Origin of the sequence: Micromonospora sp. NPDC048169, from assembly GCF_040652815.1 — a bacterium.
GTDB lineage: Bacteria > Actinomycetota > Actinomycetes > Mycobacteriales > Micromonosporaceae > Micromonospora.
This window is the reverse complement of record NZ_JBEZMS010000024.1, coordinates 40,370-53,934: the sequence shown is the minus strand read 5'-3', so window position 1 is coordinate 53,934 and position 13,565 is coordinate 40,370. Positions and strand designations below refer to the sequence as shown.

Sequence of the window (13,565 nt, the reverse complement as noted above, 5' to 3'; positions counted from 1 at the left end):
CCGATGGAGTTGTTGCAGGGCCGGATCCGTGACTACGCCTGGGGCTCGCGCACCGCTATCGCCGAGTTGCAGGGGCGGCCGGTGCCGAGCAACGGGCCGGAGGCGGAGCTGTGGCTGGGTGCCCACCCGGGCGCCCCGGCCACCGTGCAGCGTGACGGCCGGCCGGTCAGCCTCACCGAACTGCTGGTGGCCGAGCCGGATCACTGGCTGGGTGAGCGGCTGGTCGGCCGGTTCGGCACCCGGCTGCCGTTCCTGCTGAAGGTGCTGGCGGCCGAGTCGCCACTGAGCCTCCAGGCCCATCCGGACGCCGAGCAGGCCCGCGCCGGGCACGCCGCCGACGTGGGGCGGGTCAACTACGTGGACCCGTACCACAAGCCGGAGTTGCTGGTGGCGCTGTCGGAGTTCGACGCGCTGTGCGGCTTCCGCGACCCGGGGGAGTCGGCGGCGGCCATCGCCGCGTTCGGGGTACCCGTGCTGGAGCCCGTGGTGGCGGCGTTGCGCGACGGGCCGGCGGGGTTGCGGGAGGCGGTACGCCTGTTGTTGAGCTGGCCGGTGGCGGAGCGCGCCGGGCTGGTGGCGGCCGTGCTGGCGGCGGCGGAGGCCGCGCCGGGCTCGGCGGACGCCGAGCTGGTCCGCATGCTGGCGTCCGGCTATCCGGCCGACCCGGGCGTGGTGGTGGCGCTGCTGCTGCACCACGTCCGGCTGGCGCCCGGCGAGGGCATCTGGATGCCGGCCGGGAATCTGCACGCCTACCTGCGCGGCACCGGCGTGGAGATCATGGCGGCCAGTGACAACGTGCTGCGCGGCGGGTTCACCGCGAAGCGGGTCGACGTGGACGAGCTGCTGCGGGTGCTCCGGTTCGAGGTGCTGACCCGGCCGGTGCTGCGGCCGGAGCAGGTGGAGCCGGGGGTGCTGACCTGGCCGGTGCCGGTGGAGGACTTCGCGCTGCACCGGGTCGAGGTGACCGCCGGGTCGCCGGGGGTGCGGCTGACACTGCCCGGGCCACGTCTGGTGCTGTGCCGGGCCGGGAAGCTGACAGTGGACGACGGCGTGGGCGTGGTGACGCTGGACGCGGGTCAGGCAGCCGTGGGTACGGCGGCCGGGGGGCCGCTGGCGGTGAGCGGGGCGGGTGAGGCATTCGTCGCCACCTGCGGGATGCCCTGATCCGGGCAAGTCCGACTTTCCCGAAACGGCTTGACGGTCCTCCAATGCGGTGTGACCCTATGGGTACGCAGCGTTGTCGCGCCGAAAGGTCCGGTGACGTGCGGGGGAACCAAACCGGGGGGATGCGCGGGGCGGCCGGGCCGTGAGTGGAGAGTTCGCTCACCACCGACCGCCCCGTGCGCTGTCCGCCGACCGGCCGATTGCGCGGTCGGCAAACCGGGCACGGAGGGAGTGGTCCGCGAGCGTAAGGTGGAAAGCTGCGCACCACCATCGTTCGACAGGAGCTTCCATGACCAGCACCCTCCCGGCGGCCTCCAGCGGCGCGTCGTCGCAGGCCCGGCCGAGCACCCTCGCCGAGGGCGACTACAAGGTGGCGGATCTGTCGCTCGCCGAGTTCGGGCGCAAGGAGATCCGGCTCGCCGAGCACGAGATGCCGGGCCTGATGGCCATCCGGCGCGAGTTCGCCGAGGCCCAGCCGCTGGCCGGCGCCCGGATCACCGGCTCGCTGCACATGACCGTCCAGACCGCCGTCCTGATCGAGACCCTTGTCGCGCTCGGCGCGCAGGTCCGCTGGGCGTCCTGCAACATCTTCTCCACCCAGGACCACGCCGCCGCGGCGATGGTGGTCGGCCCCGAGGGCACCCCGGAGGCCCCGGCCGGCGTGCCGGTCTACGCCTGGAAGGGCGAGACGCTGCCGGAGTACTGGTGGTGCACCGAGCAGGTGCTCAACTGGCCGGACGGCCAGGGTCCGAACATGATCCTGGACGACGGCGGCGACGCCACCCTGCTCGTCCACAAGGGCGCCGAGTTCGAGAAGGCCGGTGTCGTGCCGCCGGTCGAGTCCGCTGACTCCGAGGAGTACGCGGTCATCCTCGAACTCCTGCACCGCTCGCTGGCCGAGGACGGCCAGCGGTGGACCCGGATCGCCGCCGGCATCAAGGGCGTCACCGAGGAGACCACCACCGGTGTGCACCGGCTCTACGAGATGCACCGCGCCGGCACGCTGCTCTTCCCGGCCATCAACGTCAACGACTCGGTGACCAAGAGCAAGTTCGACAACAAGTACGGCTGCCGTCACTCGCTCATCGACGGCATCAACCGCGCCACCGACGTGCTGATCGGCGGCAAGATGGCAGTGGTCATGGGCTACGGCGACGTGGGCAAGGGCTGCGCCGAGTCGCTGCGCGGCCAGGGCGCCCGGGTCGTGGTGACCGAGGTAGACCCGATCTGCGCCCTCCAGGCGGCGATGGACGGCTACCAGGTCGCCACGCTCGACGACGTGGTGGAGCAGGCCGACATCTTCATCACCGCGACCGGCTGCTTCGACGTCATCACCAACGAGCACATGGCCCGGATGAAGCACCAGGCCATCGTGGGCAACATCGGCCACTTCGACAACGAGATCGACATGGCCGGCCTGGCCAAGCGCAGCGACGTGACCCGCGAGAACATCAAGCCGCAGGTCGACGTGTGGCGCTTCGACGACGGCCACGCCATCATCGTGCTCTCCGAGGGCCGCCTGCTGAACCTGGGCAACGCCACCGGCCACCCGAGCTTCGTGATGTCGAACTCGTTCGCCAACCAGACGATCGCCCAGATCGAGCTGTTCACCAAGACCGACGAATACCCGATCGGCGTCTACGTGCTGCCCAAGCACCTGGACGAGAAGGTAGCCCGGCTGCACCTGGACGCGCTCGGCGCGAAGCTGACCACGCTCACCAAGGAGCAGGCCTCCTACCTGGGCGTCTCCCAGGAGGGCCCGTTCAAGCCGGACCACTACCGCTACTGAGTCTCCACGCTCCCGGAGGGACCGGGGTCGGCCGCCGCGCGGCCGTCCCGGTCCCTTTTCGCGTACGGGGAAGGCTTGCGGATGTCGAACCGGGTGACGTTACGCGGATCAGCTTGACGTTTGCTGGGAAGAGGAGCAAGGTATGGCTGCCCTAAGTTAACTGAGGCAAGCCTGACTACGGAGTTCCCATGTTCGCCACGTACCTGATCGGCCTGCGTGAGGGCCTGGAAGCGACACTCGTGGTCAGCATCCTCGTCGCCTTCCTGGTCAAGTCGCAGCGCCGGGACCGGCTGCCGCAGGTGTGGGCCGGCGTCGGCCTGGCCGTGGCGCTCTCCGTCGTCTTCGGCTCCCTGATCCAGTACACCTCCACCTCGCTGCTGCGCACCTCCGAGTCGCGCGAGCTGTTCGAGGCGGTCACCTCGGTCGCCGCCGTGGTCTTCGTGACCTGGATGATCTTCTGGATGCGCCGGGCCGCCCGCACCATCGCCGGTGAGCTGCGCGGCAAGCTCACCGACGCGCTCGCGGTCGGCTCCCTGGCCGTCGCCGGCATGGCGTTCCTCGCCGTGATCCGCGAGGGCCTGGAGACCGCGCTGATCTTCTACGCGGCCGCCGAGAGTGCGGCCGGCGGCACCGGGCCCGGCGCGCTGCTCGCCCTGGCCGGCGGCATCGCCACCGCCGTCGTGATCGGATTCCTGCTCTACCGCAGCGCGGTACGGATCAACCTGAGCCGGTTCTTCACCTGGACCGGCGCGCTGCTCATCCTGGTCGCCGCCGGCATCCTCAAGTACGGCGTGCACGACTTCCAGGAGGCGGGCGTGCTGCCCGGCCTGAACGACCTGGCGTTCGACATTTCGGGCACGCTCGACCCGAGTTCCTGGTACGGCGCGCTGCTCGCCGGCATGTTCAACGTCACGGCCGCGCCGACGGTGCTGGAGCTGATCGCCTGGGTCGCGTACGCGGTGCCGGTGCTCGCGCTGTTCCTGCGCAAGCCGGGCCGGCCGGTCAAGCCCGCTCAGCCCGTCGAGCCCGCTCAGCCCGTCGAGCCGGTTGCGGCCGACGTGGCCGCCGTCCCGTCATCCCGCGCCTGACCCGCCCCTTCCGAGGAGACCCCGCGCCATGCGTACCACTCGACTCGTCGCGCCCGCCGCCGCCGGGCTGCTCGCCGTCGCCGGCCTGGCCGGGTGCGGCGGTGACGACGCCGACGCCACGAACGGCGGGCCGATCGCCGTCAAGGCCACCGACACCGCCTGCGAGGTCGGCGACACCGAGATCGACGCCGGTCAGGTCACCTTCAAGGTGACGAACAGCGGTTCCAAGGTCAACGAGTTCTACGTCTACGCCGCCGGTGACCGGGTGATGGGCGAGGTGGAGAACATCGCCCCCGGGCTCAGCCGTGAGCTGCGGGTCGAGCTGGCCGCCGGCACGTACGAGACGGCCTGCAAGCCGGGCATGAGCGGCCGGGGCATCCGGGGCGCGCTGAAGGTCTCCGGCACCGCCGCGACCGTCGCACCCGACGCCGCGCTCACCCAGGCCACCGAGAGCTACCAGCGGTACGTGCGCAGCCAGACCGCCGCGCTGCTGACGAAGACCGAGGAGTTCGTGGCGGCGGTCAAGGCGAACGACGTGGCGAAGGCCAAGGCGCTGTACCCGGTGGCCCGCACCTACTGGGAGCGGATCGAGCCGGTCGCGGAGAGCTTCGGCGACCTCGACCCGAAGATCGACGGCCGCGAGGAGGTGGTCGAGGAGGGCATGGAGTTCACCGGCTTCCACCGGATCGAGAAGGACCTCTGGACCACCGGCGACGTCAGCAAGGACGGGCCGATCGCCGACCGGCTCCTGGCCGACGTCAAGGCGATCGTCGCCAAGGCCGACGCCGAGAAGCTCACCCCGCTCCAGCTCGCCAACGGTGCCAAGGCGCTGCTCGACGAGGTCGCCAGCGGCAAGATCACCGGCGAGGAGGAGCGCTACTCGCACACCGACCTGTGGGACTTCAACGCCAACCTGGAGGGCTCGAAGGCGGCCATCGCCGCACTGCGCCCGGCGCTGGAGCAGCGCGCGCCCGACCTGGTCAAGCAGCTCGACGGCGAGTTCGCGAACGTGGAGGCGACGCTCGGCAGGCACCGGGCCGGCGACGGCTGGAAGCTGCACACGCAGCTCGGCAAGGCTGAGCTGAAGGAGCTGTCGGACGCGGTGAACGCGCTGGCCGAGCCGGTCAGCAAGGTCGCGGCGGCAGTCGCGCGATGACCGGTCCGGCCGGCGGCGACGCGTCGAGCGAGCCGAACAGCGAGCGGAGCGGCCGTGGCCTGTCCCGGCGCCGGGCGATGACACTGGCCGGCGTCGGTGTGGCCGGGGTCGCCGGGGTGGCGGGCGGCGCGGGCGCTCTGCTCGCCGGCGGGAACGAGGCGTCCGCCACCGGATCGGCCGCCGGTTCCGTGCCGTTCCTCGGCGAGCACCAGGCCGGCATCACCACCCCGGCACAGGACCGGCTGCACTTCGTCGCGTTCGACGTGGTCACGAAGGACCGGGACCGGCTCGTCGCGATGCTCCAGGAGTGGACCGCCGCCGGGGCCCGGATGACCGCCGGCAAGGACGCCGGGGTGATCGGCGCGGTCGGCGGCATGCCCGAGGCCCCGCCGGACGACACCGGTGAGGCGCTCGGACTGCCCCCGTCGCAGCTCACCCTCACCGTGGGCTTCGGGGCGACGCTGTTCCGCGACGCGCAGGGCCGGGACCGCTTCGGCATCGCCGCCCGCCGTCCGGCCGCGCTGGCCGACCTGCCGCACTTCGCCGGGGACGCGCTGCGGCCGGAGCTGTCCGGCGGTGACCTCTGCGTGCAGGCCTGCGCCAACGACCCGCAGGTGGCGGTGCACGCCATCCGCAACCTGGCCCGCATCGGCATGGGCGTGGTGAGCGTGCGCTGGTCGCAGCTCGGCTTCGGGCGTACCTCGTCGACGTCGCGGGACCAGGCCACGCCGCGCAACCTGTTCGGCTTCAAGGACGGCACCGCCAATCTCAAGGCCGAGGACGCCGGCCTGCTGCGCGACCAGCTCTGGGTGCAGCCCGGCGACGGCCCGGACTGGATGACCGGCGGCTCCTACCTGGTCACCCGGAAGATCCGGATGCTCATCGAGACATGGGACCGCAGCCCGCTGGCCGAGCAGGAGATGATCGTCGGCCGGACCAAGGGCAGCGGCGCGCCACTGGGCCGGCGCGACGAGTTCGACGAGCCGGACTTCGCCGCGAAGGGCGACGACGGCGAGCCGCTCATCGCGGCCACCGCGCACGTACGGCTTGCTCACCCGGATGCGAACAACGGCGCCCGCCTGCTGCGCCGCGGCTACAACTTCGTGGACGGCTCGGACGGGCTGGGCCGGCTCGACGCCGGTCTGTTCTTCATCGCCTACCAGCGGGACCCGCGCCGGCAGTTCGTGCCCGTCCAGACCCGGCTGGCCCGCAACGACGCGATGAACGAGTACCTGCGGCACGTCTCCAGTGGCCTGTTCGCCTGCCCGCCGGGCGTCCGCGACGCGGCCGACTGGTGGGGGCGGGAGCTGTTCGCCTGAGCGCGGCTCAGCGGCGTACCGGACCGGGTGCGGCCTCCGGCGCGGCGGGCCGTAACCCGGCGGCCGGCGCGGCCGGGTGCGGTACGCCCGCCTGCGCCGGGACCAGCTCCGGCCAGAGCGTGGCGGTGACCGTCCGGGCGCGGCCCAACCGCAGCGCGGCCCGGCGCCCCCGCTCGGCCAGCACGGCGGACAGGTAGACCCAGTCCTGCGCCGCCCAGGGCGGAGGCGGTGAGGTGACCGTCGCGACCTCGGCCCACAGCGCCCGGCCCAGCCGGGACCGGTCCGGCTCGGCGAGCTGGGGCAACCGGTCCAGGTACTGCCGGACGGCAAGCGCCAGCCCGTCGTCGAACCGGGTCAGGTCGAGCGTGGCCGCCCAGGCCAGCAGCGGCGGGGGTGCCGGCGGCAGCGGCCGCCACATTCCGGCGCCACGGGTGTGCACCACGAGCGTGCCGGCGACCAGGTCGCCCAGCCGGCGACCACGCGGGTCGGTGAGCATCACCGTGACGCCGGCGACCCAGCTCAACAGCGGCAGCACCAGGCCGGGCCACTCCACCGCGACACCGACGAGCGCCCGGGTCAGCGACTGGCCCACACCGACCGGGCCGCCGTCGGCCCGTACCACCCGCAGCCCCACGGCCAGTTTGCCCACCGTCCGGCCACCGGCGAAGCGCTCCATCACCACCGGATAGCCGAGCAGGACCAGCACCAGCAGCACGGTCTGGAGCGCGCCGGCCAGCGCGGCGTCGAGGACGTCACCGAGCAGGGCGAGCGCCACCACCGTCAGCACCGTCCCGAGCAGCAGTGCCAGCACGAGCTGGATCACCGCGTCGATCAGCAGGGCGAGCACCCGGGAGCCCAGCCGGGCCGCCCGGATGTCCAGCTCCACCGCCTCGCCGCTGACCAGACCGGCGTCGGCCCACCGGGGCGGTGGGGGAGGTTGCGCGCGCACCCCGACAGTGAACACCATGGACGCCGGACGGGGGAGGGTGAGTGGATCTCGACGCGTACGTGGCCGAGCACAACGCCGAATGGCGGCGGCTGGAACACCTGACCGGGCGGCGTCGCCTCGACGCGGCCGAGGTCGACGAGCTGGTCGCGCTCTACCAGCGCAGCGCCACGCACCTGTCCGCGCTGCGCGCCCGGGCCCCCGAGCCCGCGCTGGTGAACCGCCTGTCCCACCTCGTCCTCGCGGCCCGGGCGCGGGTCACCGGCCGCCCCCGGCTGTCCTGGACGGCAGTGGGCCGGTTCCTGGCCGCCGACCTGCCCGCCGCGCTCTACCGGGCCTGGCCCTGGTGGTGCGGCGTGGCCACCGCGTTCAGCGCCCTGACCGCCTTCCTCATCTGGTTCGTCGCCGCCAACCCGGACACCGCCGCCGCGTTCATCGGCGAGCAGGCCGCCCGGGAACTCGTCGACTCCGGCTTCGCCGGCTACTACAGCGAGTACGCCGCGCCTACCTTCGCGTTCCACCTGTGGACGCACAACGCGTGGCTGGCGGCCCAGTGCCTGGCCGCCGGTGTGCTCGTGGTGCCGGTGTTCTGGCTGCTGTGGCAGAACGCGCTGAACATCGGCGTGGTCGGCGGCGTGATGGTCTCCTACGGCCGGGCGGACGTCTTCTTCGGCATGATCACCCCGCACGGGCTGCTGGAGCTGACCGGCATCTTCGTCGCCGCCGGGGTCGGACTGCGTACCGCCTGGGCCTGGATCGCCCCGCCCGCGCACCTCGGCCGCGGCCCGGCGGTCGCCGAGGCGGGAAAGCTCGCCGTCGTGGTCGCGGCCGGTCTGGTCGGCATGTTCGCGGTCTCCGCGCTGATCGAGGCGTTCGTCACCCCGGCGCCGGTGCCGGTCGTGCTGCGGGTGGCGGCCGGTGCCGCGGTGTGGCTGGCCTTCCTGGCGTACGCGCTGGTGCTCGGCCGGCGTGCGGTCAGAGCTGGCCGAGGGACTTGAGCCGCAGATAGGTGTCGGCGACGGCCGGGGCCAGCCGGTGTGCGGGCACGTCCACCACCGTCACGCCGTAGCGCGACAGGGCGGCGCGTACCCGGTCCCGCTCGGCCAGCGCCCGCCACGCCGACGCGGCCGCGTACGGGTCGTCCGGGCCGGCCGGGGTGGCGGTGGCGAGCCCGGTCAGCACCGGGTCGCTGGCGGCGGCCAGCACCACCCGGTGCCGGGTGGCCAGCCGGGGCAGCACCGGCAACAGCCCGTCACCGATCGCGCCCGCCTCCAGCGCGGTGAACAGCACCACCAGGCTGCGCTGCCGTTCCCGGCGCAGCACCTCGGCGGCGATCAGCTCGAAGTCGGTCTCGGCCAGCGCGGGCTGCAACGGCGCCACCGCGTCGACCAGCCGGGCGAGCAGCGCCGGGCGGCCGCTGCCGGTGACCCGGGCCCGGATCTCGGTGTCCGCCGCCAGCAGGTCCACCCGGTCGCCCGCGCGGGCGGCGAGCGCGGTGAGCAGCAGCGCCGCGTCGATGGCGGTGTCCAGCCGGGGCTCGTCGCCGAGGCGTACCGCCGACGTGCGGCCGGTGTCCAGCACGCAGACCAGGCGCCGGTCCCGCTCCGGGCGCCAGGTGCGCACCAGCACGTCGGCGCGGCGGGCGCTGCCCCGCCAGTCGATCGAGCGGACGTCGTCGCCCACCGCGTACTCGCGCAACGTGTCGAACTCGGTGCCGTGACCGCGCCCCCGGGTCACCTGCACCCCGTCGATGACCCGCAGCCGGGCCAGCTTCTCCGGCAGGTGCCGGCGGGAGTCGAAGCGGGGCAGCACCCGCAGCGTCCACTGTGGGGTGGCCGGGCGCCCGGCGCGCTGCCGGGCACCCAGGCGCATCGGCCCGAGCGAGCGTACGGTCAGCGCCACCGCCCGCCGGTCGCCGCGCCGGGTCGGGGTGAGCCGGACCGGCAGCGTGGCGGCGTCACCGGGCGGCACGGTGAGCAGGCGGTCCGGCGGCACGTCCGGGCGAGCCCCGGCCGACGGCACCCAGGCGTCGCGCACCTGGGCGTACAGCGTGCGGTCGGTCGGGTTGGCCAGGTGCAGCGAGACGGTGGCGGTGCCGCCGAGGCGGACCGTCCGCTCCCCGGAACGGGTCACGACCAGCGCGTCCGGCGGGACCGCCAACGCCCGGTCGAGCAGCACCAGCAGCAGCACCACGGCGGTCAGCACGGCGACGCCGAGGAACGGCGCCGGCCAGAACGGCAGCGTCAGCGCGCCCGCGCCGAGCAGCAGACCCGCCCGCCAGGTCATCGCGGCGTCGGCACGGTGGCCAGCACCGACTCCAGCACCGCGTCCACGGTCACGCCCTCCAGCTCGGCCTCCGGGCGAGGACGCAGCCGGTGCCGCAGCGTGGGCCGGGCGACCGCCTTGACGTCGTCCGGCGTGACGTGGTCGCGGCCGGCCAGCCAGGACCACGCCTTGGCCGTGTTCAGCAGCGCGGTCGCGCCTCGCGGGGACGCGCCCAGCTCCAGCGCGGGCGCGGAGCGGGTGCCCCGGCACAGGTCCACGATGTAGCCGAGCACCGGTTCGGCCACGTGCACGTTCCGCACCTCGGCCCGGGCGGCGGCCAGGTCCGCCACGCCGGCCACCGGGCGTACGCCCGCCGCGCCCAGGTCGCGCGGGTCGAACCCGGCGTGGTGCGCGCGCAGCACGCCCAGCTCCTCCTCCCGCTCCGGCAGCGGCACTGTCAGCTTCAGCAGGAAGCGGTCCAGCTGCGCCTCGGGGAGCGGGTAGGTGCCCTCGTACTCGACGGGGTTCTGGGTGGCCGCGACGATGAACGGGTCCGGCAGCGGACGGCGCTCGCCCTCGACGGAGACCTGCCGTTCCTCCATCACCTCCAGCAGCGCCGACTGCGTCTTGGGCGGGGTGCGGTTGATCTCGTCGGCGAGCAGCAGGTTGGTGAAGACCGGCCCCTCCCGGAACGTGAAGGCGGCGGTGCGCTGGTCGAAGATCAGCGAGCCGGTGACGTCGCCGGGCATCAGGTCGGGGGTGAACTGCACCCGCTTGGCGTCCAGGTCGAGCGCGGCGGCCAGGGTCCGCACCAGCAGCGTCTTGGCCACCCCCGGTACGCCCTCCAGCAGCACGTGCCCCCGGCAGAGCAACGCGATCACCAGGCCGGTGACCACGGCGTCCTGCCCGACGACGGCCTTCGCCACCTCGGCCCGCAGGCGGTGCAGGGCGGCGCGGGCGCCGGACGGGGCGGTGGTCGTGACGGGTCCGGTCACCGGGGGTCTCCTTCGCTCGGATGCGGGGCCAGGGTACGGGTCAGGGCGTCCAGTTCGCGGGCCAGCTCCAGCAGCTCGCGGTCGTTGGCCGGGGCCGGGCCGTGGAGCAGGTCGGCCACCCGTTCCGGGTCGGCGCCGGCGCGCTCGGCGACCCGGGCGGCCACCTCGTCGTCGGGTGTCCCAGGGGGCAGGTTGAGCCGGGTCGTCAGCCGGTCCAGCGCGGCGGCGCGCAACGTCCCGGCGACGGTCTCCCGGGCGCCCGCCCGGCGGTAGAGCCGAGCCCGGCCGCGCACCGTCTCGGCGGACCGGACGGTCACCGGCAGCGGCTCCGACACCGGCGGCCCGTGCCGGCGGGCCCGCCACAGCACCACGAGCAGCCCGGCCAGGGCGAGCTGCACCAGGACGGCCCAGAACCACTGCGGGAAGGCGCCCCAGAGCGGGTTCTCCCACGACCGGTCGGCGCGGTCGGGCGGATCGGGTCGTTCCGACCGGCCGCTGCCGGCCGGCGCGGGCTGCTCGGTGAACGGTGCCGGGGACCAGCTCGGGCGGGTCGGCGCCGGTACCGGCTCGGGCAGGTCGAGCCAGACCAGCGGGCGGTCGCCGCCGAGCAGGCCGGTGGCGAGCGCCTCGTTGCTCCACTCGCCGATCCGGTCGTTGCGGAACGGGTCACTGGCGCCGGCCAGCACCACCTCGACCCGCCCGGGGACGCGCAGCAGCGCGCCGCCGTAGCAGTGGTCGACCTCGGCCGGTCCGGCGTAACGCTGGAGGTCGATCGCGGCGACACCGGCCCGGACCGCCTCGGGCAGCCGGCACGGCGTGCCGTCCGCGTCCGGCGGCACCGCCCGCGCGGCCCAGCGAACGCCGGCCGGCTCGACCGGGACGTCCAGTTCGGCGAGCACCCGCCGGGACGGCTCGACCAGCACCAGCCGGCTGCCCGGCGGGAGGGTGGTCAGGCCGTCGAGCAGGTCCGGGTGCACGAGCCCGGGCGCGGGCACGAACAGCGTGCTCGGCTCGGCGCGGGCGGTACGCAGCGCCGCTGTCAGATCCGTCTCCCGGCGTACCGGCACGCCCTGCGTACGCAGTGCTTCCGCGAGCCGGCTGGCGCCGTCGCCGTCGGTGGCGACCGGGGACAGGAAACCGGGCTCGTCCGCGTCGGGCCGGTCGACCGCGCGCAGCACGAGCGTGGTCACGATCAGCAGCACCGCCAGCCCGAGCGGGACGAGCAACCGGTACGGCCGCCGACGCGGCGCAGTCGTGGCCGCAGTCGTGGTCTCCGGTTCGACGGTGGCGGTCACCGCGGCTCCTCCCCGGTCAGCTCGCGACTCAGGTCGGCGGCGAGATCACGCATCCGCCGGTCGTGCGCGGCGGTGGCGGGGCGCTGGGCGTACCAGAGGTCGGAGAAGATCGCCCCGGCCTCGTGCAGCGTGGGCCGGACCCTCGGCCGGGCACGGGCCGCCGCCTCGGTCAGCTCGACGACTGTGAGCCCGGGGCGGGGCTCCACCACCTGCCGCACGACCAGGAGCCGGACCATCTCGCGCAGCCGCTCCCGGACCGCCTCCGCGTACCGGCCCTCGGCCGCCAGCCGGTCGGCCAGCCCGGGCCCGGCCGGTTCCGGCAGCCGGGGCGCGGGCAGGCGCACGGGCGGCGGGTCGTCGTCACGGGACCGGCGAGGACGCCGGAACCGGGGCCACCTCAGCCGGGGCAGGCGTGGCCACCGCAGCCGGGGGAACCGGAACCGGGGCAGCCGGCGGGGCACCCACGCGGGGAAGAAGTACCATGCCAGCGCCACCAGCAGCGCGACGCCCAGCAGGATCAGCGCGGCCAGCGGCAGCGGCACCACGTCACCGAGGGCCGCCACCGTCTCGGTCCACCACCGGCTCACCGGTACGCCGCCAGCAGGGCGGGCTCGGGCACGCCGGCGGGCGCGCGGGAGAGCCGGATGTCCAGCCCTTCGGTGCGGATCCGGGTCTCCAGGTGGAGCACCGCGTCCAGGCAGGCGAGCGCCGAGTACGCCAGCGCGTTCACGGCGGTGAAGGCGGCGATCGTCACCGGCAGCGCCCAGGCCGAGACGTCGAACAGACCCAGCATGCCCAGCCCGTAGTAGACGCCCAGCCCGATGCCGAGCCGGATCAGCCACCAGCCCAGGTAGCCCAGCAGCCGGATCGCGGCGGCCCGCGCGCCGACCCGGCCGGCGAGGCGTACCGCCCGCCACGGCGCCCGGTGCGCCGGCACCCCGTCCAGCACCAGCACCGGCACCACCAGGCCGAGCAGCGCGTACGCCAGGAACCAGCCCGGCCCGGTCAGCGCGGCGGCGGTGACGGTCAGCCCGACCAGGACGGCGGCCGGCAGCGTCGCGCCCGGCCGGGCGCCGCGCAGCAGCTCCGACGGCGCGGAACGGCGGCCCAGCAGCGCCGCGCCGGCACCGCGTGCGGCCGGGGCGCCGAGCAGCGCGATGATCGCGGCTTCGGTGCCGGCGCCGGCCGCCAGCAGCAGCCAGTACCCGGGAAGGGTGTCGCCGATCTCCGCCGGCCACCAGGCCGGCGGTTCGGCCGCGACCAGCATCCGCAGCGGGTGGAGCACCGCCTGTTCGGCGAGGGCCAGCAGGAGGGCGAGGGGGACGAGCACCCGCGCCTGGTCGCGCAGCAGCAGCACCGCCGCGTCGAGCAGCTCGCCGACGGTCAGCGGACGGCGCGGCAGCACCGCGGTCGGGCCGGCGTCGGGCACGCGTACTCCTGGGCGGGGGAGCGGAGGTGGCGGGCGGGGCGACGCCCGGGGGATCATGGTTGCACGGCGGGTCCGCATCCGGTGGACCCGACCACCCCGGCACGCCACGCTGGGCGGCC

At 74.5% G+C, this 13,565-nt stretch carries 12 protein-coding genes; 6 read left to right on the top strand and 6 right to left on the bottom strand.

Annotated elements, in window-relative coordinates:
• Nucleotides 1-3: 3 nt before the first annotated feature.
• The 5 genes from manA (at nt 4) to efeB (ending at nt 6,516) form a co-directional block, all read left to right on the top strand.
• Nucleotides 4-1,164, top strand: coding sequence for a mannose-6-phosphate isomerase, class I (manA, locus tag AB0D28_RS20515; protein ID WP_357387926.1), 1,161 nt, complete (start codon nt 4-6; stop codon nt 1,162-1,164).
• 289 nt (nt 1,165-1,453) lie between these two features.
• A complete protein-coding gene (gene ahcY, locus AB0D28_RS20510; RefSeq protein WP_357387924.1) occupies nt 1,454-2,953 on the top strand; it encodes an adenosylhomocysteinase in 1,500 nt (499 codons plus the stop codon).
• Between the two features lie 188 nt (nt 2,954-3,141).
• Nucleotides 3,142-4,041 carry an iron uptake transporter permease EfeU gene (gene efeU / locus AB0D28_RS20505; RefSeq protein ID WP_357387922.1) on the top strand — a complete coding sequence of 300 codons (900 nt, stop codon included), beginning with the start codon at nt 3,142-3,144 and terminating at the stop codon, nt 4,039-4,041.
• 28 nt (nt 4,042-4,069) lie between these two features.
• On the top strand, nt 4,070-5,197 hold the full coding sequence (efeO, locus tag AB0D28_RS20500) for an iron uptake system protein EfeO (RefSeq protein WP_357387920.1): 1,128 nt from the start codon (nt 4,070-4,072) through the stop codon (nt 5,195-5,197).
• A complete protein-coding gene (gene efeB / locus AB0D28_RS20495; protein ID WP_357387918.1) occupies nt 5,194-6,516 on the top strand; it encodes an iron uptake transporter deferrochelatase/peroxidase subunit in 1,323 nt (440 codons plus the stop codon). Before efeO ends, efeB begins: the two co-directional genes overlap by 4 nt.
• Before the next feature lie 7 nt (nt 6,517-6,523).
• On the opposite strand, the gene AB0D28_RS20490 is transcribed toward efeB, so the two are convergent.
• A complete protein-coding gene (locus AB0D28_RS20490) occupies nt 6,524-7,465 on the bottom strand; it encodes an RDD family protein (RefSeq protein WP_357387916.1) in 942 nt (313 codons plus the stop codon).
• Between the two features lie 41 nt (nt 7,466-7,506).
• Here AB0D28_RS20490 and AB0D28_RS20485 point away from each other — a divergent pair, with 41 nt between their 5' ends.
• The gene (locus AB0D28_RS20485; protein ID WP_357387914.1) at nt 7,507-8,460 is read left to right on the top strand and encodes a stage II sporulation protein M; all 954 of its coding nucleotides are present in this window, start codon (nt 7,507-7,509) and stop codon (nt 8,458-8,460) included.
• Here the strand turns inward: AB0D28_RS20485 and AB0D28_RS20480 are convergent.
• From AB0D28_RS20480 to AB0D28_RS20460, 5 genes are read right to left on the bottom strand one after another with little or no spacing between them, the layout of a single operon-like run.
• A complete protein-coding gene (locus AB0D28_RS20480) occupies nt 8,438-9,748 on the bottom strand; it encodes a DUF58 domain-containing protein (protein WP_357387912.1) in 1,311 nt (436 codons plus the stop codon). The genes AB0D28_RS20485 and AB0D28_RS20480 overlap by 23 nt on opposite strands.
• A complete protein-coding gene (locus tag AB0D28_RS20475) occupies nt 9,745-10,722 on the bottom strand; it encodes a MoxR family ATPase (RefSeq protein WP_357387910.1) in 978 nt (325 codons plus the stop codon). The genes AB0D28_RS20480 and AB0D28_RS20475 overlap by 4 nt, the downstream gene beginning before the upstream one ends.
• Entirely contained in the window at nt 10,719-12,017 is a 1,299-nt protein-coding gene (locus tag AB0D28_RS20470; RefSeq protein ID WP_357387908.1) for a DUF4350 domain-containing protein, read from the bottom strand. Before AB0D28_RS20470 ends, AB0D28_RS20475 begins: the two co-directional genes overlap by 4 nt.
• Nucleotides 12,014-12,604 carry a DUF4129 domain-containing protein gene (locus AB0D28_RS20465; protein WP_357387906.1) on the bottom strand — a complete coding sequence of 197 codons (591 nt, stop codon included), beginning with the start codon at nt 12,602-12,604 and terminating at the stop codon, nt 12,014-12,016. The genes AB0D28_RS20470 and AB0D28_RS20465 overlap by 4 nt, the downstream gene beginning before the upstream one ends.
• Nucleotides 12,601-13,446, bottom strand: a complete 846-nt coding sequence (locus tag AB0D28_RS20460) for a hypothetical protein (protein WP_357387904.1) — start codon at nt 13,444-13,446, stop codon at nt 12,601-12,603. The genes AB0D28_RS20465 and AB0D28_RS20460 overlap by 4 nt, the downstream gene beginning before the upstream one ends.
• Nucleotides 13,447-13,565: the final 119 nt, after the last annotated feature.